Below are 20,499 nucleotides of genomic sequence, written 5' to 3'. Positions count from 1 at the left end.
ACGAGGCGCGGGGCGGGGGATCGCCGTGGAACGGACTGGCCCGTGCGTACCGCTTCGCCGCCCCGGACGGCAGCGGGTCCGACGCCGGCGCCGCCTCGCCGAGGTGCGGGACGAGGACGGGCCGGCCGGCACGACCGGCCACCGGTGACCCTCATGCCGGCGGCGGGTACGGCAGCGGCCACCGCGCCGAGTGGCCCGGCGGCAGCGCCAGATCGGTGCGTACGGCCGTGTAGTAGCCCTCGCGGGCGGCGCGCTGCCGCTCCAGCAGCGTCCGCCAGGCCTCCGGGTCCCGCCGTCCCTCGCGCAGGAACCGCTCCATATCCATGACCGCGACGACCCACTCCCGGGCCTTCTCCACCACCTCCGTACTGCCCAGCATGATCAGGGCCTCCCCGGACGGATCCCGGGCGACGGCCGCCTCGGCCAGCGACGGCTCCGCCTCCGCGAGGGACAGCGGATGCGGATTCGGGTCGTTGCCCAGGTGGGCGGCGACCCGGTAGGTCAGCGTGACCGACTTCTTCAGCGAGCGCGCGTAGTCGGCGTACACCGCGAGCCGCCGCTCGTCCCAGCGCGCCGCCTGCTCCCGCCGGAACCGGGCCCGGTCGCCGCGCACGACCGCGAGATACGAACCGAGTGCGCCGATCACGACGCCTATGAGCGCGGGGAGTTGCTGGAGGAATGCGGACATGGGCGCACGCTATCCGCCCGTCCGGTCGTTCCGTCACCGGGTTTCGGCGGACGGCTCACAGCAGACGTCCGCACCGGCCAGGACCTGAGGGCACCTTCACACGCCCGCCGCCGCGTGCCACCGTACGTGTCACCGTTTCGTCTCAGGGCGGCCGGCCCTACAACCACCGCCGCCCGGCGGTTGTCCAGTAATCGGAGAGCAGTGGGCCGCACGAAGGGGGATCCGGAACATGAGGGGCATATCCAGGCGGGGAGTCGTCGCGCTCGGCGTCACGGGGCTCGTCGCGCCGCTCGGTCTCGCGCTCGGCGCCGCGCCGGCGCAGGCCGCGAGCTGCACGACGCGGACCGGGCCGTACCAGAAGCAGGTGGAGAAGTTCCTCGGCCGGCCGGTCGACGGCCGCCAGTCGGCCGCGGACTGCAAGGCCATCCAGGCGTTCCAGACCAAGCACGGCATCACGCCGAACATCGGCTACGCCGGGCCCGTCACCTGGGGCGTGATGGACCTGATGAACAAGCAGAAGGCGGTCGGCGGCAACCCGAACAGGGACGGCAAGTGCCCGGTCGACAAGGGCCGTATCGCCTGCGTCAACCTCACCCTCCAGCTCAGCTGGATCCAGGACGGCAGCCGGCTCGTGTACGGTCCCGTCCCGGTGCGCACCGGCCGTGACGGGTACGAGACCCGCACCGGCCTGAAGAAGATCTACTGGCGGGACATCGACCACGTGTCGACGATCTACCACGTGCCGATGCCCTACAGCCAGTTCTTCGACGGCGGTCAGGCCTTCCACTCGGTCGGCCTGAGCATGTGGAACCCGCCGGGCTCGCACGGCTGCGTCAACATGACGACGACGGACGCCAAGAAGTACTGGTCGCTGCTGAAGCAGGGCGACGACGTCTTCGTCTACGGCCGCAAGCCGGGCACCTGACGGGACGCCGGACGTGAGTGTTCCTCTCACGCGTCGGGAGGCGAACTCCCGTTTTCCTCCCGGCGGATGGACGTGATGAGGGACACTGTCCGAAATGTCCGCATAGCTAGCACTTACTCACAGCGCCTTCACGTCGATCGGCATATGCTTCACAACATGTCCACCACTGTTGAACCCGTCTCCGAGCGATCGGCCGCGGAGGTCAACGAGGAGATCCGGGCCCTGTGGCTCCGGTCGGGCGGGACACTGACCACCGAGCAGCGCGAGGAGTACCAGCGGCTCGTGCTGGAGTGGGCTGCGGCCGCTCCAGACCCGGTCAGGGCGGCCTGAGCGCCACCGCCGGCAGCGGACCACCACCCTCCGGGGCACCCGTGAGCGCACGGGTGCCCGTGCCACACCCTCCTCGGCCGCCCGTCCCGCGACTATCCTTCCCGCGGCCCTCGGTCATCCGTCCCGCGGCCCGGCGGTACGCCCCGGTCAGCCCCAGGTCGCCGAGTAGTACCGCTGGTAGGCCTTGCGGTCCTGTTCCGCGCGGATGTAGCGCGTGGCGACCAGCGCGATCAGACTGCCCGCGATGACCAGCAGCCCCGGGCCCACGTTGCGCGGGTCGGTGAGCCGGGACACCAGCGTGGAGCCGTTCGCGCCGCCCGCCACCGGCGCCGAGGACCCCGGCGAGACGGCACCGGGCGCGATGGCGCTGTGGGTCGCCGACGCGGACGGAGCGGCCGACGGCGCCGCGCCCCCGCCCTGGGGCGCCGACACGATCAGCCGCACACCGAGCGCGGACAGCGCCTTGGTCACCGGCTGGAAGAACGTCGTACCGCCCGTCTTGCAGTCGCCGCTGCCGCCCGAGGTCACCCCCAGCGCGACCCCCTCGGAGAACAGCGGTCCGCCGCTGTCGCCCGGCTCGGCGCACACCGTGGTCTGGATCAGCCCGGTGACCGTGCCCTCCGGATAGTTCACCGTCGCGTTCAGTCCCGTCACCTGGCCGTCGCGCAGCCCGCTCGTGCTGCCGCTGCGGAACACCCGCTGCCCCACGGACGGATCGGCCGCGCCCGTGATCCGCACGCCCTTGCCGCCGCCGATCGCCACGACGTCGGCGCCGTCGCCGGCGCGGCCGGAGGCGTACTGCACCAGGGAGAAGTCGCTGCCGGGGAAGGAACCGGCGACCGTCCGGCCCAGCTGCTGGTTGCCCTGGTTGTCGGCGAACCAGGTCGACCCGGTGGGACCGCAGTGCCCGGCCGTCAGGATGAAGTCGCCTCGTCCGTCGGTGACGTTGAATCCCGCCGAGCAGCGTCCGCCGGTCGACAGAATGGGCTGCGCCCCGTTGAGCCGGGTGGTGAACCTGCCCTGGGCGCGCTCCATGTGCACGAACGTGCCGAGGCGGTCGGCGACGCGGGTGAGCCGGGCCCAGTCGCCGGCGGAGACGGAGCTGTCGCCCTGGACGACGACCCGGTTGGTCCGGTAGTCCAGCGCCCACGCCGTGCCGGCCACCCGGGGCGCGGCCCGCAGGCCGGCCGCGGCCGCCTTCAGCTCGTTCATGCTGTGCCGGACGACCTTCGGCTCGGCCCCCGCCCGCCGCACCTCGGCGGCGGCACCCTCGTCGGTGACGGCGACGACCGGCCGTCCGTCGGCGCCGATCCAGCTGCCCGCCGTACGCGCGGTGCCGAGCCGTGACGCCAGGTCCGCGCCCATGCCGGCGGCCGACGGCGTGGCGGCCCGGAGCGGCACGGCGGACGTGCCGGGAGCCTCGCTGGCCATCGCCGCCTGCGTGACCATCGCTCCTCCCAGGAGCAGTCCCGCGACGGCCGTCAGCCGTGTCACTCGCCGGACGACCCGTCGTCGTGCGTGCCTCATGCGTGGCTCCCGAACCCCGAACACACGGTTGCAACACCGTCGGGACGCTCCGTTCGTTGAGCGCCCTGCTCTCCATACGCGGCGCGGGACACGGGCGTTCAGCACCCCGGTGAGATCCGGAAGCCAGGCCCTAGACTGCGCGTATGAACGACACCGTGGTGGAGCGGCTCGGGGCCGGCAAGTACGTGCTGATCACCAGCTACCGCAAGAACGGCACCCCGGTCGCCACCCCGGTGTGGGTGGTCAGGGACGGCGACGCGCTCGGCGTGTGGACGGCCGCCGACTCCTGGAAGGTCAAGCGGATCCGCAACCGGCCCGACGTGCTGGTCGGTCCCTGCGACGTGCGCGGCAACCCGACCGGCGACCAGCTCCCGGCGACCGCGGAGATCTGCGACGCGGCCACCAGTGCCCGCTACCGCGGCCTGGTCGCCCGCAAGTACGGCCTGCTCGGCCGGCTCACCCTGCTCGGCAGCCGGCTGCGCCGGGGCGAGCAGGGCTCGGTCGGCATCCGGGTGATCCCGAGGACCACGACCTGACGGCACGTCAAGAGTGCTCGGACCCGGGCAAGTCGGCCGCGCGGCCCCGGGAGGGAGCCGCGCGGCCTGCCGGTCCGCGACCGCCACGGCCGCGCGGACCGGCTACGACGCGTCGAGCACCGTGCCGGTCAGCTCCGGCCCGCCGTCCTGCGGCCGGCCCTCGTCGTCGGTCAGCCGGAAGCGGACCGATTCGGCGGGCTCCACGCCCCGGTCCCTCACCGTCGGCACCGTGACCTCCGCACTCAGCCGGCCCGCCGGGACGGACACCCACAAGGACAGGCCCTTCACCCGGGACAGGGGCCGCTCCGGGTCGGGTGACGCGCCGGTGCTCTCCCGGAGCCACCGCGGATCGACGTCCTTGGTGGACAACTCCGGTCCGCGCACCACCGGTTGTACGGCGAACAGCGCGGACATCTCCTGGTCGGCGGCCGCGGACAGGGTCAGCCGCCACTTCAGCGGCTGTCCCTCGGTGACCCGGCCGGCGAGCGGGGTGACCGTGAACGTGGGCCTCGGGTCGTCGTTCCCGACCGTCACCCCGCCCCGGTAGGAGCCGATCACGGCGGTGTGCACCGCCTTCACCAGCACGTCGTGGGACACGTCCTGACCGAACCGCGTGTTGCCCTCCACCTTCACCGGTACGTCGATGTCGTGGCCGCCCGGCCGCACGGTCACCAGCCGGTCCGTGGCCCCGCCGGTCGCCGGGTCCACGACGTACAGGCGCACCTGCCCGCTGCCGTGCCCGGAGACCCGCACCGGCACCCGGTAGGTGCGCACGCCCGAGTCGCCCTCCTCGACGGTCAGCCGCCCGATGTCGATCCGGGGCAGCGCGGCCGCACGAACCGCGGGGGTGCCGGGGCGCCGGCCCCAGGCGTCGATCAGCCAGGCGCGGCCGGAGCGGGTGCGCGGGGTCAGTTCCAGAGCCGTGACCCGGCGCAGGTCGACACCGGCGCGGACGGCGGGGGCGAGCGGGACGCGCAGTTCGCGCGCCCAGTAGGACGCGGTCCGCTCGCTGCCGGGCAGCCCGTCGACCCGGACCCGGCCGAGCGTCGCACGGCGCCCGGAGGCGTCGGCGACGGACACGTCCAGCAGGGTTCCGGAGGTGTCCGGCGGCACGATCACGCGCAGCGCCAGGCCGTCGGCGCCGCCGAAGGAGACCGGGGCGGCGGGCCGCACCCGTACCGGGCTCCCGGCTGCGGACCAGCGCAGCGCCACCGCGCGGCGGCCGGTCTCCCGGGCGGTCTCCCACGGTGCGAAGTGCGGGGACACCCCCCTCGCGCCGGGGCCGAGGCAGGCGACGGAAGGGCTGGGGTCGACCGCCGAGCACAGCCGGCCGCCGGTCACCGACACCGGGCCGTCCGGCAGGAAGGCGCCGGTACGGCCGGCGCCGACGGCGTGGGTGAGCACCCGGGCCGGGTCCGCCGACGGCGCCCGCACGCCCGAGCCGTCGAGCAGCGGGCGCACCCGGTCGTCACCGGCGACGAACAGCCGGGCCGCGGCGGCGATGTAGGTGGCGCCGGCCCGGTGCTGCCGGTCCGCGGTCAGCCGGGTGCGGGTGCCCGGTGAGCACACCGGGTCGTGGTGGCCGGGGTCGTTCCAGAAGTCGTCCTCGGCGGGCGCCTGCGCCCTGCCCGGCGTCCACTCGGTGTTGAAGAAGTTGTGGTTGGCGCCGACGACGTACACGGCGCTGTGCAGCGCGGCGCCCCGGCTGACACCTCGGGTCCCGTCGACGTAGAGCTCGCCCTGCAGGTCGGAGACGTCTCCGTCGCAGCCCGGCAGAATCGTGGCCGACGGCACGTCGGCGACGGGGTTCTGGCCGAAGGCCGTCGGTCCGATGAGGACCGTGCCGCGGATGTGCCAGCGGACCGGGCCGTGGTAGCCGTCCTGGCCGGCGGGCGGCGGGTAGAGGCTGTCCATGGCGGCGCGGTTGACGCCCTCGCCGCCGCGGGAGTGCCCGACCAGCAGCACCCGGGAGAGGTCGGCCCGGGGCGCCTCGCGTACGACGTCCGGCGCCGAGGCCGGACGGGCGGCCCAGCCCGCCCAGCGGGCCAGGTGCAGGCGCACCAGCGAGGAGCGGGCCTGCGCACCGCCGTCCTCCGCCGTCCAGTCCTGGCCGTTGATGCCGTCGGCCGCGATCGACACCGTCACATAGCCCTGCGAGGCCAGCAGCCTCTGGTCCCGCAGATAGCCCATGTGGCTGGGGATCGGCCTGGTTCCGGAGGGGCAGGGCCAGTCGCCGGTGACGGCGCCGTGCGGCTTGTAGCAGGTGGCGTGGCGGCCGTGCAGGAACAGAGCCAGCGGCCGGCGGCCGGTGGCGCCCCGGGGAGCGACCACCACGGCCCGCATCTCGACCGGCGCCGGAAGGCCGGGCAGCCGGACGGAGTCGAGGTGGTACTCGCCTGTGGCGGTGCGGTAGGGGCCGGGCCTGCCGGGGTCGACACCGTTCGCCGGGAGCCGGGCGGGCGGGGCGGCCGCGGCCACGGAGTTCCGGCCCGGTGCGGGGTCCGTGGCGCCGGGCCCGTCCAACCGCCTGCCGGACGCGCGTACTTGCAGTCCGCCCAGGCTGTCGGCGCGCGCCCGGTCCAGGGCGAGCCGGAACGTGTGCCCGTCCCGGCCGGGCTGCGGGCGGCCGAGCAGCCGGCCGCCCGCGTAGAACTCGACACGCGCGTCGCCCATGGGCACCGGGGCGCCCGACCGCCACACCAACTGCCGGGCGGCTCCCTCGCCGGTGACGCGCCAGCCCGGCGGAAGCCCGCCGTCGCTGCCGCCGTCGGCCGCGGCCGACGAGGCCCGGGGACCGGAGGGCGGCGGGGCGGCCTGCGCCGACACGGGCGCGGCCGAGAGCAGGGCGAGCACCGCCACGGCGGTCACCCCTGTGCGCCGGACACGGATCAATGGTTCCTCCTGGCAACCGATGCGCGGGCGCCCCGTCGGTCCCGGGGGCCTCTCGCGCCCCGGAGGACGGGAGGCGAGGGCCGCGGGTTGCCTGCGCGGAGCGGAGGAACGAAGCCCAACAGCACTATCCAGCCGACGAGTTGGTGTCACTCCGGCCCGAGTGCGGCCTCGGCGCAGCGGACCCGTTCCGGGGCCCCGCCCGGCCTGGCTCCTGGGCGGCGGACGTGCGGAAGGCGCGTCGAACGGTCGTCGCCCGCGTGGCAGTGATCGGGCGCCGTGCGCGCTGGACTAGGCTGCGGTCCCCGTGGACATGACGGGACTGGTGCGGGTGAGAAGGATCGGGGCCAAGCGCCGGAGGATCGGCGAGTGGCTCACCGGACATGCCGGCTGGTGCCTGGCCGTCTCCCTGACGGCGCACGTCCTGGCGGTCGTCTCGCATCCGACCGAGCCGCTGGACCTGCGCGTCTACCACGGGGCCGCGCCGCACGTGCTCTCCGGCGGCCTGTACGACTTCGCCGTGCACACCGGGCCGCCCATCCCGCTGCTGCCGTTCACCTACCCGCCGTTCGCGGCGCTGGTGTTCCTCCCGCTGTCCCGCCTCCCCTGGACGGCGACGGTCGTGCTCTGGCAGGTGCTCTCGGTCGCCGCTCTGCTGGTGATCGTGGCGTGCGCCTTCCGGCTGCTCCCCGCGCGCCCCGACGGCCGGGGCAGGGCCCGTGTCCTGCTGTGGACCGCCGTGGGGCTGTGGCTGGAACCGGTGCGCCACACCCTCGACCAGGGCCAGGTCAACCTGCTGCTGGGCGCCGTGGTGCTGGCCGGTCTGGCGGCCCCCTGGGGAGCGGGGCGCCGGGGAGCGGCACCCGGTTCGGAAGAGGCCGGGGGAGGAGCCTTTGGGGCAGGAGCGTTCGGGGCGGAGGAGTCCACGCGGGGAGCGCTGTGGCGGGGCGCGGCCGTGGGTCTGGCGGCGGCGGTGAAACTGACCCCGGCCGTGGGCGGGTTGTACCTGCTGGCGACCCGGCAGTGGCGGGCGGCGCTGTGGGCCGTCGTCGCCGGCGGCACGGCCACGGCGGTGGCCTGGGGCGTGGCTCCGGAGGAGTCGGCGCGTTACTGGACGGTGCTCGTGACGCGGACCCAGCGCGTCGGCCCGCTCTGGTCGGTGCGCAACCAGTCCCTGCGCGGGGCGGTCGCCCGGCTGGTCGGCCAGGACGGGGGCGCCGTCGCCCCGGTCTGGTGGACGGCGCTCGTCCTGGTGACCGGGGCGGCCGCCTGGGCGCTGTGGGCGGCGGTGCGGCGCGGCGACCGGCTCGGCGCCCTGGTCGCCGTGGAGCTGTACGGGCTGCTGGTGTGCCCCGTCTCCTGGAGCCACCACTGGATCTGGTGCCTGCCCGCCATGATCTGGCTGGCCCACGGTCCGCTCCGGCGGCGCCCGTTCGCCCGGCTCGCGCTCGCCGTCTGGGCTCTCGCGGCCGGGGCCCGTGTCGTCCCGCTGCTCATCCGGGCGGAGGACCACCTGGCGCACCCCAGCCCCTACCCGGCACTGCTCGCCTGGCCCGGATGCGTCTACGCCGTGTGCGCCCTGCTGACCTTCCTGGCCCTCGCCGTCGGTCCCCCTGAGAGCCAGGCGCGCGCCGGCACGTCCGGGGCGGGGCGGCCGGGGGAGCGAACGGGGCGGTCGGCGGAGGAAGTTTGGGGGGCGTCGTCCTCCCGGCCGATGAGGTGACGGACCGCGGCAGTCCGTCAGGTCTCCATCCGTGAGACCCGTCCCTCAGGTCTCCGTCCGTCAGGTCCAGGCGCGGTACTCGTCCAGCAGCTGGAAGACCGGCTCGCCGCGCACGGGGTCCTTCGCGGTGGACAGCCGGACCCGGTCGCCGCTGTGGATGCCGATGGGCGGCCCCATCACGCGCCCCCGGACGACGAAGCCCTCGGCCATCTCGATCAGCGACACATTGCGCGCCGCCGGGGTGTTGCGGTGCACCACCGTCGAGTGGCGGACGGTGCCGCTGCCCTCGCTGCGCTCCGTGAGCAGTTCGCTGCCCCGGCAGACCGGACACAGCAGCCGGTGGTACATGGCGCTGCCGCACCAGGCGCAGCGCTGGAAGTAGAGGGCCTCCGGCTCGCGGGCCCCGGGTTCGAGGAGGCCCGTGGCGGAGCCGATTGCCACATGAGCGACGTTTCCTGAGTGGTGGTACACGCTGGTCAGCTCCCTGCGCTCGGCCGGAATGCCGCGTGCCGGGTAGCCCGCGCACGCCCGTGCGCGGCCGCCCGTGCCACCGTGCACGGAGCACAGCGTATGGCACTCAGTGCCACTCGTAAAGGCACTGCGTACCCTCAATATTCGGAACCGGGGCTCAGCTCCGGCCGAGTGCCGACTCGATCTCCTGCACGACCCGCCACAGCGGTGCCCCCCGCCGCGAGACGACCACGACCACGTCCTCCCCCTCCTCCTCGGCACGGTGGCCGCCCGCGGGGGCGCCGAGTGCTTCGCCGAAGGCGGACTGCACGTATCCGAGCGCGTGGTCCACGGCGTCGCCCGCGTCGCCCTGCCCCTCGGAACGCAGCCAGGAGCGCAGGGCGTTGTTGTGCGCGGCGACCACGGCGGCCGCGATCACGTCGGCCCGCAGGGTCCCGTCGCGCCGCCCGGCGAACCGGGTGCGCAGATAGTCGGCGAGCGCGCGCTCGTAGCGCCACACCACCGACAGCTCGTACGCCCGCAGCCCGGGCACCTGCTTGGTGAGCCGGTAGCGCTGCACGGAGAACGTCGGGTTCTCGGCGTACATCCGCAGAACCAGCCGGGCCGCGTCGCAGACCCGCTGCACCGGCTCGTCCTCGTCGACGCCGGCGGCCAGGAACGCCGTCATGTCGGCCAGGCACCGCTCGTGGTCGGGGAAGACCACGTCCTCCTTCGAGGGGAAGTAGCGGAAGAAGGACCGCCGTCCGACCCCGGCGAGCGCCACGATGTCGTCGATGGTGGTCTGCTCGTACCCCCGCTCCAGGAACAGCCGGAAGGCCGCCGCCACCAGGGCGTCCCGCATGGGAGGCTTCGCGGCGGCCGCCTCCGTCTTCTCGCCGCGACGGGCGGTCGCGCTGCTGGAGCTCATGAACGGGAACGTAGCATCCGGACGGACCAGAATGGCACTCAGTGCACTCCACGGAGGGAACTGAGTGCTCACACGGGGGTGCCGAGCAGGGGAAGTAACCTTTCTCCGCCCGTCTCCGCCCTCCGCGGGGCCCGCCCCGGACCCCGCCCGAGCGCAGGCTCGTATCCCCGCCCCAGGAGCCCGTATGCCGTCCGCCCGACCCCGCCTCCTCTACGTCACCGACCTGGCGTACCCGGCCCGGGGGCGCCGCTACTGCGACGAGGACATCCACCTGACCTCGCGTCTGCGTGATGACTTCGACCTGGCCCTGTGCCATCCGCGGGAGGCGGCCGCGCTGATGGACGCCTTCGACGCCGTCGTGGTCCGCAACAGCGGACCCGTCCTGGAGTACCCGGCGGCCTACGAGGACTTCCGGGCGCGGGCGCTCGCCCGCGGGACCCGGGTCTACAACCCGCTCACCGGAAAGGCGGACATGGCGGGCAAGCAGTACCTGCTCGACCTCACCGCCGCGGGATTCCCGGTCATTCCCACCGTCGACCGCCTCGACGACCTGCACCGGCTGCCCACCGCGGACCGCTACGTGGTGAAGCCGAGGCTGGGCGCCGACTCCATAGGGCTCAGGACCGTCCCCGCCGACGGGCTGCCCGGCCTGGTCGACGGCGGCGTCCTCGTCCAGCCGCACATCGACTTCGTGTACGAGGTCTCGTTCTACTTCGTCGACGCCGACCTGCTGTACGCCCTGTACGCGCCGGACCCCGAGCGGCGCTGGGACCTGCGGCCGTACCGGCCCACCCGCGAGGACGTGGAGTTCGCCCGGCGCTTCGTCGACTGGAACGCGCTCGGCCACGGCATTCAGCGGGTGGACGCCTGCCGCGCGCCGGGCGGCGGACTGCTCCTGGTGGAGCTGGAGGACCTCAACCCGTACCTGTCCCTCGACGCCCTCGACGACCCGGGCAGGGACGCGTTCGTCACCGCGATGAAGACCTCCCTGCACCGCTTTCTCGCCGCCGCCGGCTGAACCGGCCGGCCGTGTGAACCCGCGGGGCGGCGGCCACGTATCACTCCTCGGGATGGGGTCCGTGCGCAGGGACGGAAGGAGTGCAGTGTGTCGACACCGCGCGGAGGCGGGCAGCCGCACGGCGGGCCGCCCCTCGAACCGGTCCGCGTCATACGGCCCCGGCGGACGGACGCCCTCGCGGAGCTGATGCGGGAGTTCCAGGAACGCCGCACGGGGACCCTCGCCGGCGGGGACGTCCGGCCCGGGGACGACGGAGCGGAGCACGGCCGGAGCGGGGACGGGAGAGCCGAGGACGCCGCCGTCGTCGAGGACGCCACGGAGGAGCTGCCGCCGGTGCCGAGCGGACCCGCGCCCCACGGTGCGCCGCGCACCCGCCCGGCCGCCGGGGAGACCGGCCGGTCCACCCGTGCCACAGGCCCGAACGCCCGTGACAAAGGCGCAGCCGCCCGTGGCACGGGTCCAGCCGCCCGTGGCACAGGCCCGAGCGCGCGTGGCTCCGGACCGGTCGAGCGGGACTCCGGCCCGGGCGCACGGGGCATCAGCCCGGTCACGCCGAAGAAGGCGGCCTCCGTCGGGCGGGACGCGGGCCCCGGTGCGCCGGGGCGTGGACTGCGCCGGGCGGCCGTCGTGCTCGCCGTCGCCGCGGCCGCTCTGACCGGCTTCGGGTGCGCCCTGCTGCTGCCCGGCGGGGGCGAGGCCGCCGGTGCCGGAGCGGCACCGGCCCCGAGCCCGTCCGCGAGCGTCTCCACCGCCCCCGCTCCCGCCCCCACGGCGTCGCCCGGCCGGAACGGCGGGACCGACCCCGACGGGCCCGGGACGCTGCGCGAGGGCGACAGCGGCCCGGAGGTCGCCGAGCTGCAGGAGCGCCTGCTGCGCGTCCCGGACGTGTACCGCGACGGCTCCACCAAAGGCACCTACGACGCCGTGCTCAGGGCGGCCGTGGCCCGCTTCCAGCTCTGGTACGGCATCAGCGGCGACGAGACCGGCGTCTACGGCGACGACACCCGCCGGTCGCTGGAGTCCCGCACGGCGCTTGACGGCGGGTGAGGAGGGCACCCGCCGACGTGAAGAGGTGAGCCGGCGCGCGGGCGTACGGACGTACCGGCGTACGGACGTACGCATACGCGGCGGCGCACGGAGGTACGGAGTGGCAGGAGCGCGGCTGACATGGCGGGCATGGACACCTTCACCCAGCGGCTGGACCCCGACATGTACGTGGTCACGGCCGCGGCGGACGGGGAGCGGGCCGGCTGCCTGGTCGGCTTCGCCGCCCAGTGCTCCATCCGGCCCACGCGGTTCATGGTCTGGCTCTCCAAGGCCAACCGGACCTTCCGGGTGGCCGAGCGGGCCGACCGCCTCGGCGTGCACCTGCTGACCCGGGACCAGCACGCGCTGGCCGCCCTGTTCGGCGGCCGCACCGGCGACGACGGGGTGGACAAGTTCGCCGAGGCCCACTGGACGCGGGCGGGGAGCGGTGCCCTCGTCCTGCCGGACACGCCGGCGTGGTTCGTCGGCCGGGTGGTGCGCCGCCTCGACGCGGGGGACCACGTCGGGTTCGAGCTCGACCCGGTGGAGTCGGGCGGCCGGGAGGACCTCGGCGGGCCGTCGCTGCGGCTCTCGGACTGCCTCGACATCACCCCGGGCCACCCGGCGGACTGACCCCCGCCGGGGCCGATCGGCCTGCTCGACGGGCCTGACCGAGCGAGCCGACTCGGCCGACTCGCCGACTTGACGGACTAGGCCGGTTCCGTCGGCACCCGCACGTCCACCACGCAGACGTCGTCGCGGCGCTCGCCCGCCAGCATCGAGCCCAGCAGCGGACCGAGGGAGCCGAACCCGTCCGCGCGGTGCGCGGCGGCCGCCCGGGCGAGCCGGTCCAGACCCAGTTCGATGCCCTCGCCGGGTCGTTCGACCAGGCCGTCGGTGTAGAACAGCAGCCGGTCGCCGGGCTCCAGGAGGTACTCCGCCTCCTCGTAGACGGGAGACCGGGCGGCTCCCAGCAGCATCCCGTGCGGGCGCTCCAGGAAGCGGGGCTCGCCCCCGCGCAGCAGCAGCGGCGGCGGATGACCCGCCTGAGCCCACTTCAGACGCCGCTCGCGCGGGTCGTAGCGGGCCAGCACCATCGTGGCGGTGCCGTGCTGGTCGCGGGAGTGCAGCAGCAGGGTGTTGAGCCGGGTGAGCGCTCCGGTCAGCGAGGAACCCGTGATGATCATGCCCTTGGCGGTGAAGCGCAGCTGGGCCATGGTGGCCACCGCGTCGAGACCGTGCCCGGCGACGTCGCCGACCACGAACAGGGCGTCCTCGTTGGGCAGTTCGATCGCGCTGAACCAGTCGCCGCCGACGTGGAGCCCGGACTGGGCGGGCAGGTAGGCGACGTCCACCAGCAGCCCCGCCAGTTGCACCGGCCGTCGCGGCAGGGGCAGCAGCGCGTGCTGGAGCCGGCCCGCCAGGGTCCGCTCGGCGCGCAGCACCCCGTGCTGGGCCAGTATCGCCCGCTCGCTCTCGACCAGGGCCAGCTCCGCGCTCCGCTGTGCGGTGAGGTCCTGCACGAAGCCGTGGACCTGGACCGGCGTACCCGCCGCGTCCGGCACCGCCTCGGCGACGGCCCGCAGATGGCGCATCCCGCTCGCCGTCCCGATCCGGAACGAGACGTCGAACGGCTTGCCCTCGGTGGTGAGCTCGCGCACGGCGCGGGCGAGCACGGGGCCGTCCTCGGGCAGCGCGAGGTCCGGCAGTTCGCCCAGCCGGACCGGTCCGCGCGCGGGGTCGCGGTCGAGGAGGGCGAAGACCTGGGACGACCAGGCCGCCTCCTGGGTGACCAGGTTCCAGGTGGCCCAGCCGAGTCGGCCGAGCCGCTGCAGGTCGGCCAGGCGCAGTTCCTGCCGGTCCGAGGAGTCGTGCCGCAGCCAGGTGACCATCAGGCCGTTTCCCAGGCGGGCGGCGCGCACCGAGTACGTGGACAGCTCCTGGCGGCCCGCCACGAGTTCCTGCTGCGCGAACGGCTCGCCCACGTACGGCTCCCCGGTGGCGAGCGTGCTCTGCCAGCCCTGCCACAGCGGCTCCTCGGCCACGGTCGGCCAGCACTCCAGGACCCGCAGGCCGACCAGTTCGCGTCCGCCGCGGCCGATCACGTCGACGGTGCGGGAGGTGGCCGCGGTGATGCGGTAGTCCTCGACGTCCCCCGAGGCCGACCGCAACGGGGTCAGCAGTACGGTCATGCCGGGCAGGGCGTCGAACAGGGGCTGCACGGCGTCCTCGGGGCCTTCCGCGGCGTGCTCCGGGCGGCCGTCGAAGGCGCGCAGCCGGCCCGCGCACAGCCGGACGACGCCGCGCAGCAGTTCCCGGGTGCGTGGGGCGAACGGTCCCTCGCGGTCGCGCAGCACACCGATGACCACATCGGCCGCGCCGCCGGTCACCAGCGGCAGCCAGGCGCGCGAGCGCCACCGGTCCGGGGCGTCATCCACCAGGGAGTACCGCTTGCTGTCCTCGGCGACGTCCTCCAGCCAACACGCCTCGCGGGCGGTGAGGGCGTCCAGCGCGGCGATCCCGCTCAGCGGGGGAACGTGGCGCCACTGCCCGGCCATCGTGTCGCCGATGCCGGCGTGGCCGATCAGCTCCAGCCCGCCACCGGTCAGCCGCCGGTAGATCATCACCGCGTCGGCGCCCACGGGCGCGGCGAGCCGCTCCTGCAGGTTTCGGGCCAGGTCCTGAGGGGTCTTGACCCGGACCAGGTCCCGGCCGAGACCGGCGAGAACGGCGGCGTCGTCGGCCCGTTCCGCGGCGCTCGTCCGGGCGCGTCCGGGAAGCGGCCCGGTGGACGGCTCCGCGCCGGCGGCAGCGGAGTCGGCGGAGTCGGGAACCGCGGACGCGGCGGCGGAGGGGAGAGGGGCGGTCTCGTCGGAGAGGTGGGCCGAGGGCGGCACCAGGGCGCCCAGCGTGATCCAGCACTCTTCCATCAGCGTGCGGTCCGCCGCCTGGGCCCGCTGGAGCAGCTCCTCGTGCGCGGACTCCGGGGAACAGCCGGTCAGCGCCATCAGCACGCCCTTGGCCCGTTCCACGACGGCCGAGGTGGCCGCCAGGTTCTGCAGCCGGTCCATCTCGGCCCGTTGCAGGGCCACGACCTTGGCCAACGCCGCCATGTCGGGTACGGCGCTGGACTCCCCGGGGACGGCGGGCTCGCTGCTCACGCGATGAGCATCGCACATGCCGCCCGGTCCGATCACAGGGTTGTACGTCCGGATCCGCGCCGGGCCCTCCGTTTCCGCGAGCGGGCCGCCGCGGACGGGCGGCGGCTTGTCCGGCCGGGTGCCGCGGGTGTCTCGCGGCCGGTGGCCCGGCGATGTCCCGGCGGAGTCCCGGTCTCAGCGGTGTCTCAGCGGTGCCGGCGGTGTCTCAGCGGGTGGTTCCGCGCTCCACCAGCGCCTCGCTCACGGCCCGCACGCTGCGCGCGATGTGCTGCAACTGCATGACCTCCGCCGCGTACAGCTTGATCGTGTGCTCGATGACCGACTCGGGCATCCCCAGCCGGGGCAGGTCGGCGCGCGCGGTCTGCAGGGCGGTCCGGGCCACCCGTATCTCCTGCTGGACCTGGAGGTGGGCGTGACGGGCGAGCAGCACGGGGTGGCGGATCAGCGCGGGGTAGCTGGCGTAGCGGGCGGGCACCAGTTCGCGCAGCCACTTGGCCGCCGAGCGCTCCCAGTCGTAGGTACCGGGCGTCTTGACCTGGCAGGGCCAGTCCGTGCTGATGCGCGAGGTCGTCAGGGGCATGATCTTCGCTTCCGGGTGTGCGGCGTCGTGAAGGGTGGTCCGACGAGGGTGAGGCGGCCCCGGCCTAGGGGATGACCGGGGCCGCCGCGATGGGCGCTCGCGCAGGCGAGGCCCGATCGAACATCCCGTGCGCCGACGCGGGTAGGAGACGGCGGCGCGGGATGCCCGTGCGGGAGCCCGGGAGGCGGACGGTGCCCGTGCGGGGGATGGTGCGGGGTGCGCATGGGTGGTCCGTCGGCTTTCTCGGGCGTGCGGTGGTGAGCTCTGGGGTGCGGAACGTGCCTGGAGTGGGCCGGGCGGGCGATCCGTGAGCAGTATTTATATATGCCGTTCGCTTTGCAAGACGTATGAAAACATTCATGCCTGCTTTGAATGTATGACTCCCGTCCCCGCACTACGGGAGATACGGACCGGGGGAGCGGCCGCGTTCAGTCCTTGAGGAAGAACTGGTGCTGGTCGGCGATCTGCTCGTAGTCCTCCAGGCGGCCCTGGGTCCGCTCGGGGTCGGCGTCGGTCATCGCCTGCAGCAGCGCCGCGCACATCACGTTGGAGGCCGCGTAGGAGTCGAACACCAGGCGGGAGCCGGTGCCGGTGGCGAAGGTGACGTCGGCCTCGTCGGCCACCGGGCCGAGCGCCAGATCGGTGATCAGGGCGACCTTCAGTCCGGCGCTGCGCGCCACCCGGACCGCCGTGAGCGTCTCGTGGGCGTGCCGGGGCATGGAGAACGCCAGCACCCAGGTGCCCCCGGCCTCCCGGGACTGCAGCAGCGCGTCGTAGGCGACGCTGCCGCCGAGCGTCACCAGCCGTACGTCCGGGTGGATGCGCCGGGCGGCGTACGCGAAGTACTCGGCGAGCGACACCGAGATGCGCAGCCCCAGCACCGTCAGCGGGGTGGAGGCGGACAGCTTGCGGCCGATGTCGATCACGCGGTCGGGGTCGGCGAAGTCGCGGCGAAGGTTCTCCAGGTTGGCGATCTCGGCGTCGACGGCGGCCTGGAGCTCGTTGCTCCGGTCCTCCTCCGCCGCGCCCGGACCGCCCGCGAGGGTGCGCAGCGCGATGGACTGGAGCTTCTCGCGCAGCGCCGGATAGCCGGTGAAGCCCATCGCGGCGGCGAAGCGCGTCACCGACGGCTGGCTGACGCCGACCCGCTCCGCGAGGTCCGTGATGGACAGGAACGCCGCCTCGGCGATGTTCTCGATGAGGTACTGGGCGATGCGGCGCTGGCCGGGAGACAGGTGCGGTCCGTCGAAGAGTGCCCTGAGCTGGGACGTCGGCGCGGCCTCCGCCTCGGGATCCGTCTTGCCCGAAGTGATCGCGGATGCCTGTGCACGGGCCTGCTGCGGCGATGACACCGAAGCGCCTCCTTTGTCTCCCACAGGGGTTCAACATAGCTCACTCACCGTTGTGACCAGGGCTTGTAGGGGGCATCGGGCCGGTGGCCGGGGGCACCGCCGGGCGTGCGGAGGCGCGCCGCCGGGCGACCGGAGGGATAGGCGCGTGCGGTGCGGGCACCCGCCCCGTCCGACCCCGACGACTTTCGGCAGGTGGACATCCTCATGAGCACCCTGAGCGCGCTGGAACAGGCCCTGGAGAACCGGTGGGGGGCACTCTGGGCGCGGATCGCCGGCAAGGAGCCGGTGGAGCTCCTCGACGCGCTGCGCCGCGAGTGCGACGCACACGCCGTCGTGTGCAGCGACCAACTGGTCATGGTGCCCAACGCCTTCGACGTCGAGCTCGCCGACACGGTGCACGACGAACTGACCCGCCGCGGCAGCCGCGTCGGACAGCTGCTCACCGACAGTCTCGCCCGGCACGCCGAACGGCGCGGCTACGCGTGGGCCGGCCCGCTGACGGTCCACGTCGTCCGCTCCGACCAGGTGCCCAACGGCCGCTACCGGGTGGCCAGCCGGGTCATGCAGCACGTCAGCGCCGCGGGCTTCCAGCAGCAGCCGAACCCGGCCTGAGCGGCGCCCGGCCCACGCGGCGCCCGACCCGCGCGGCGCCGTTCCCCGGGCCCGGGCCGGCGGGTCAGCGCCGGTACAGGGTGATCGAGTGGCCCACCTCGTCGACCGGCCGGCTGCTGTCGATCAGCGCGGCCAGCCGTCCCGTCGCCTTGGCCGCCGCCGAGTCGGACACCACCAGCAGGCCGCGCACCCGCCGCGGGGGCACCTCGCGCGGGTCGGCCGCGTGGATGCCGTAGTACGAGGGGACGCCGCTGCCCTTGTAGACCAGCCAGATCCGCTCGCGCGGATACCGGGCGCGCAGCCGGTCGGCCAGCCGGCCCAGGTCCTGACCCCAGTCGACATTGGCGTCGTGCAGCAGCTCGTGGGTCCGGGCCGGACCGCCGAACGCCTCGTTGGCGTACGGCAGGTAGTACGGGTACGTCCGCAGGGAACTGACCGCGGCGAACGCCACCAGCGCCCCGGCCGCGCCCCGTGCCCACCCGCGCCGCACCACGGCCGCGCAGGCCGCGGCCACCGCCAGGAACATCGGCAGGAACAGGGCGTACCGGGTGCCGAAGTCCCGGGAGGAGTGCATCGCCGCGGCGAGCAGCACCGCCGGGGGCACCAGCACGTACGGCGCCGCCGGCCGCAGCCGCCGTACCGCGACCAGCACCGCGGCCCCGGCCGCCCACAGGGCGATCATGCCGAGCGGGGTCTTCACCGCCAGCGCGACCGGCAGGTAGTACCAGCGCGCGCCCGTGTACACGTGCCCGAACAGGAAGCCCTGCCACGGACGGCCCTCCAGCCCGAACTGGATCCGCATGCCGTCGCGGTACGCCTCCGGCAGGGGCAGCAGCCCGGTCAGCGTCCCGCGCAGCCCGTGCACGGCGGGCACCGGATCCCCGGACGTCCAACGCAGCCGCGGGTCCACCACCAGGTACGCGGCCCAGACGACGGCGATCGCGGCCGTGGCCGTGACGGCGGCCCAGCCGGTGCCCAGCGCGAGCGCCCTGGCCCGCGCGGCGCGGCCGGACGGTCGGTGGGCCGCCCACACCGACAGCACGGCGAGCGTCCCCACCACCGGCGCCGCGGGCAGCGTGCTCATCTTGGTGGCCAGCGCCGCGCCGAGCGCCGCACCCGCGGGCGGCAGATACAGCCGGGGCCGCCGGCGGGCCCGCCACAGCAGCCACACCGAGGTGAGCACGAAACCGGCCGCGGGCACGTCCAGCGTGGCCAGGGAGCCGTGCGCGATCAGGTCGGGCGAGAAGGCGTACAGGGCCAGGGCCGCGAGGCCGCCCGCGGTGCCCGCGAGGTCCCGGGCGAACGCGAACGCCACCAGCCCGAAGAGCAGCGTCAGCACGATGACCGGCAACCGGGCCCACCGCATCAGCCGCCAGGGGTCGTTGCCGGACTCGTACAGCAGGTGCCGCCCGAGCCGCCCCTGGTCGCCGGTGAACGACGGATCGACGTGCGGATCGGCGACGGCGACCCCGGCGGCGATCAGCAGCTTGCCCAGCGGCGGGTGTTCGGGGTTGTAGGCCAGGCTGTGCTCGCGCAGGTAGACGGCCGCCGTTCCCACGTACACGGGCTCGTCGATGGTCGGTGTCTGCTCGGCCGCGGCGGTGACCATGGCGGCGGTCATCTGGGCGAGCAGCAGCGCCACGACGAGCGGCACCAGCCACCGCCGGTGCCGCCGCAGCCGGCCGCCCCACGGTCCCGCCGCGTCGTGCCCGTCGCGCGGCCCCCCGGCCCGCGACTCGTCCCTCCCCGGCCTCACGGGCGCCGGCTCCCTGGCTCCCGGCCCCCTGGCTCCCGGCTCCCTGGCTCCCGGCTCCCCGGGCACGGTGCCGGGGCCGGGGGCCGGGACCGTGTGCTGTTCGCGCGTCATCGTCCGCCCCGCGGCGCCGTCCCGCGGGGACGGGGCGGCAGCGAGCGGCAGCGGCGTCGTGCCCGCCGCGCCGTCGTTCCGGCTCCCCCGCGCGGGCGGCACCGCCGCACGAGTCGTACCGGCGGACCCTCCGCCGTGCCCAGGGGTACGGTTCGCGGGCGCGGGGAGTTCAGTGACGGCCTGGCGCGGGGGGCGAGTTCGGCGCCGGGACCGGCACGGCGGTTCCGGGCACGACCAGGTCCGCCCGGTCCCGGGTGGCGGCGATCAGGTCGGCGTTGCGCTGGTCGGTGCCCAGCACCCAGGCGACCGCCTCCTCGTGGCCCTTGCCGAACTCCTCGTGGCGGGCGACGAGACGGCGGATCCGCTCCGACTCGTCCAGTTCGCAGAACCACACCTCGTCCAGCCGGGCCCGGACCCGCGGCCAGGGGCCGGTGCCGAGCAGCAGGTAGTTGCCCTCGGTCACCACCAGACGGGCCGACGGCGGCACGGGGATCGCGCCCGCCAGCGGCTGCTCCAGGATCCGTTCGAAGCCGGGGGCGTACACCGTCTCGCCGTCGTGCTCCTCCCGCAGACGCCCGAGCAGCGCCGCGTAACCGGCCGCGTCGAAGGTGTCCGGCGCCCCCTTGCGGTCCCGGCGGCCGAGCCGGTCCAGCTCGGCGTCGGCGAGGTGGAAGCCGTCCATCGGGACGTGCGCCGCCCACGGCTGCCCGGATCCGTTCAGCGCCCGCACCAGCTGCGCGGCCAGGGTCGACTTGCCCGCGCCGGGACTGCCCGCGATGCCGAGCAGCGCGCGGTGCCCGCCCCCCGCCAGACGGCGGGCGCGGGCGAGGAGTTCGTCGAAGGTCGGCGGCACACCGGACAGTGTGTCACCCGGGCGGTGGCATCGA

18 protein-coding genes are annotated in these 20,499 nt (G+C 74.7%); 8 read left to right on the top strand and 10 right to left on the bottom strand.

The features are described from left to right. Positions 1–151: 151 nt before the first annotated feature. Positions 152–688: a hypothetical protein gene (locus tag ACIPM1_RS08890; RefSeq protein WP_402430945.1), complete on the bottom strand. Its 537-nt coding sequence runs from the start codon at positions 686–688 to the stop codon at positions 152–154. Positions 689–917: 229 nt separating this feature from the next. On the opposite strand from ACIPM1_RS08890, the gene ACIPM1_RS08885 reads away from it, so the two are divergent. Further along, positions 918–1,613 (top strand): L,D-transpeptidase family protein, encoded by a 696-nt coding sequence (locus tag ACIPM1_RS08885; RefSeq protein ID WP_402430942.1) that lies wholly within the window; start codon positions 918–920, stop codon positions 1,611–1,613. A 144-nt stretch (positions 1,614–1,757) separates the two neighbouring features. After that, complete coding sequence (locus ACIPM1_RS08880) at positions 1,758–1,943, top strand: hypothetical protein (protein ID WP_392191798.1); 186 nt, start codon at positions 1,758–1,760, stop codon at positions 1,941–1,943. Between the two features lie 147 nt (positions 1,944–2,090). Here ACIPM1_RS08880 and ACIPM1_RS08875 read toward each other — a convergent pair whose 3' ends face one another. Next, positions 2,091–3,470: a S1 family peptidase gene (locus ACIPM1_RS08875; RefSeq protein WP_402430939.1), complete on the bottom strand. Its 1,380-nt coding sequence runs from the start codon at positions 3,468–3,470 to the stop codon at positions 2,091–2,093. Positions 3,471–3,613: 143 nt separating this feature from the next. Between ACIPM1_RS08875 and ACIPM1_RS08870 the strand changes: the two genes are divergently transcribed. Beyond that, complete coding sequence (locus ACIPM1_RS08870) at positions 3,614–4,006, top strand: PPOX class F420-dependent oxidoreductase (RefSeq protein ID WP_402430936.1); 393 nt, start codon at positions 3,614–3,616, stop codon at positions 4,004–4,006. Positions 4,007–4,108: 102 nt separating this feature from the next. Here ACIPM1_RS08870 and ACIPM1_RS08865 read toward each other — a convergent pair whose 3' ends face one another. Continuing rightward, the gene (locus ACIPM1_RS08865; RefSeq protein ID WP_402430933.1) at positions 4,109–6,898 is read right to left on the bottom strand and encodes a hypothetical protein; all 2,790 of its coding nucleotides are present in this window, start codon (positions 6,896–6,898) and stop codon (positions 4,109–4,111) included. Positions 6,899–7,208: 310 nt separating this feature from the next. Between ACIPM1_RS08865 and ACIPM1_RS08860 the strand changes: the two genes are divergently transcribed. Beyond that, complete coding sequence (locus ACIPM1_RS08860) at positions 7,209–8,618, top strand: glycosyltransferase 87 family protein (RefSeq protein WP_402431835.1); 1,410 nt, start codon at positions 7,209–7,211, stop codon at positions 8,616–8,618. 60 nt (positions 8,619–8,678) lie between these two features. On the opposite strand, the gene ACIPM1_RS08855 is transcribed toward ACIPM1_RS08860, so the two are convergent. Both ACIPM1_RS08855 and ACIPM1_RS08850 read right to left on the bottom strand, forming a co-directional pair. Then, positions 8,679–9,089 (bottom strand): Zn-ribbon domain-containing OB-fold protein, encoded by a 411-nt coding sequence (locus ACIPM1_RS08855; RefSeq protein ID WP_402431831.1) that lies wholly within the window; start codon positions 9,087–9,089, stop codon positions 8,679–8,681. Between the two features lie 157 nt (positions 9,090–9,246). Continuing rightward, a complete protein-coding gene (locus tag ACIPM1_RS08850; RefSeq protein WP_402430930.1) occupies positions 9,247–9,996 on the bottom strand; it encodes a TetR family transcriptional regulator in 750 nt (249 codons plus the stop codon). A 184-nt stretch (positions 9,997–10,180) separates the two neighbouring features. Here ACIPM1_RS08850 and ACIPM1_RS08845 point away from each other — a divergent pair, with 184 nt between their 5' ends. The 3 genes from ACIPM1_RS08845 to ACIPM1_RS08835 all read left to right on the top strand — a co-directional run bounded on the left by ACIPM1_RS08845 (position 10,181) and on the right by ACIPM1_RS08835 (position 12,673). After that, complete coding sequence (locus ACIPM1_RS08845) at positions 10,181–11,014, top strand: hypothetical protein (protein ID WP_402430927.1); 834 nt, start codon at positions 10,181–10,183, stop codon at positions 11,012–11,014. A gap of 87 nt (positions 11,015–11,101) precedes the next feature. Further along, a complete protein-coding gene (locus tag ACIPM1_RS08840) occupies positions 11,102–12,061 on the top strand; it encodes a peptidoglycan-binding protein (protein ID WP_402430924.1) in 960 nt (319 codons plus the stop codon). A 120-nt stretch (positions 12,062–12,181) separates the two neighbouring features. Next, positions 12,182–12,673 carry a flavin reductase family protein gene (locus tag ACIPM1_RS08835; RefSeq protein ID WP_402430921.1) on the top strand — a complete coding sequence of 164 codons (492 nt, stop codon included), beginning with the start codon at positions 12,182–12,184 and terminating at the stop codon, positions 12,671–12,673. Positions 12,674–12,750: 77 nt separating this feature from the next. Here ACIPM1_RS08835 and ACIPM1_RS08830 read toward each other — a convergent pair whose 3' ends face one another. The 3 genes from ACIPM1_RS08830 to ACIPM1_RS08820 all read right to left on the bottom strand — a co-directional run bounded on the left by ACIPM1_RS08830 (position 12,751) and on the right by ACIPM1_RS08820 (position 17,133). Beyond that, positions 12,751–15,153, bottom strand: coding sequence for a SpoIIE family protein phosphatase (locus tag ACIPM1_RS08830; RefSeq protein ID WP_402431828.1), 2,403 nt, complete (start codon positions 15,151–15,153; stop codon positions 12,751–12,753). A gap of 253 nt (positions 15,154–15,406) precedes the next feature. Next, positions 15,407–15,781: a hypothetical protein gene (locus ACIPM1_RS08825; RefSeq protein ID WP_402430918.1), complete on the bottom strand. Its 375-nt coding sequence runs from the start codon at positions 15,779–15,781 to the stop codon at positions 15,407–15,409. 428 nt (positions 15,782–16,209) lie between these two features. Beyond that, a complete protein-coding gene (locus ACIPM1_RS08820) occupies positions 16,210–17,133 on the bottom strand; it encodes a MurR/RpiR family transcriptional regulator (RefSeq protein ID WP_356190959.1) in 924 nt (307 codons plus the stop codon). A gap of 204 nt (positions 17,134–17,337) precedes the next feature. Between ACIPM1_RS08820 and ACIPM1_RS08815 the strand changes: the two genes are divergently transcribed. Further along, the gene (locus ACIPM1_RS08815; RefSeq protein ID WP_402430915.1) at positions 17,338–17,745 is read left to right on the top strand and encodes a DUF3662 domain-containing protein; all 408 of its coding nucleotides are present in this window, start codon (positions 17,338–17,340) and stop codon (positions 17,743–17,745) included. Between the two features lie 64 nt (positions 17,746–17,809). Here the strand turns inward: ACIPM1_RS08815 and ACIPM1_RS08810 are convergent, their stop codons facing one another. Then, a complete protein-coding gene (locus ACIPM1_RS08810; protein ID WP_402431825.1) occupies positions 17,810–19,366 on the bottom strand; it encodes a phospholipid carrier-dependent glycosyltransferase in 1,557 nt (518 codons plus the stop codon). A gap of 415 nt (positions 19,367–19,781) precedes the next feature. Beyond that, the gene (locus ACIPM1_RS08805; protein WP_402430912.1) at positions 19,782–20,465 is read right to left on the bottom strand and encodes a nucleoside/nucleotide kinase family protein; all 684 of its coding nucleotides are present in this window, start codon (positions 20,463–20,465) and stop codon (positions 19,782–19,784) included. Positions 20,466–20,499 lie beyond the last annotated feature (34 nt).

It is taken from the genome of Streptomyces sp. NPDC086766, from assembly GCF_044746005.1.
GTDB lineage: Bacteria > Actinomycetota > Actinomycetes > Streptomycetales > Streptomycetaceae > Streptomyces.
This window is presented reverse-complemented; position numbering and strand designations above follow the sequence as displayed.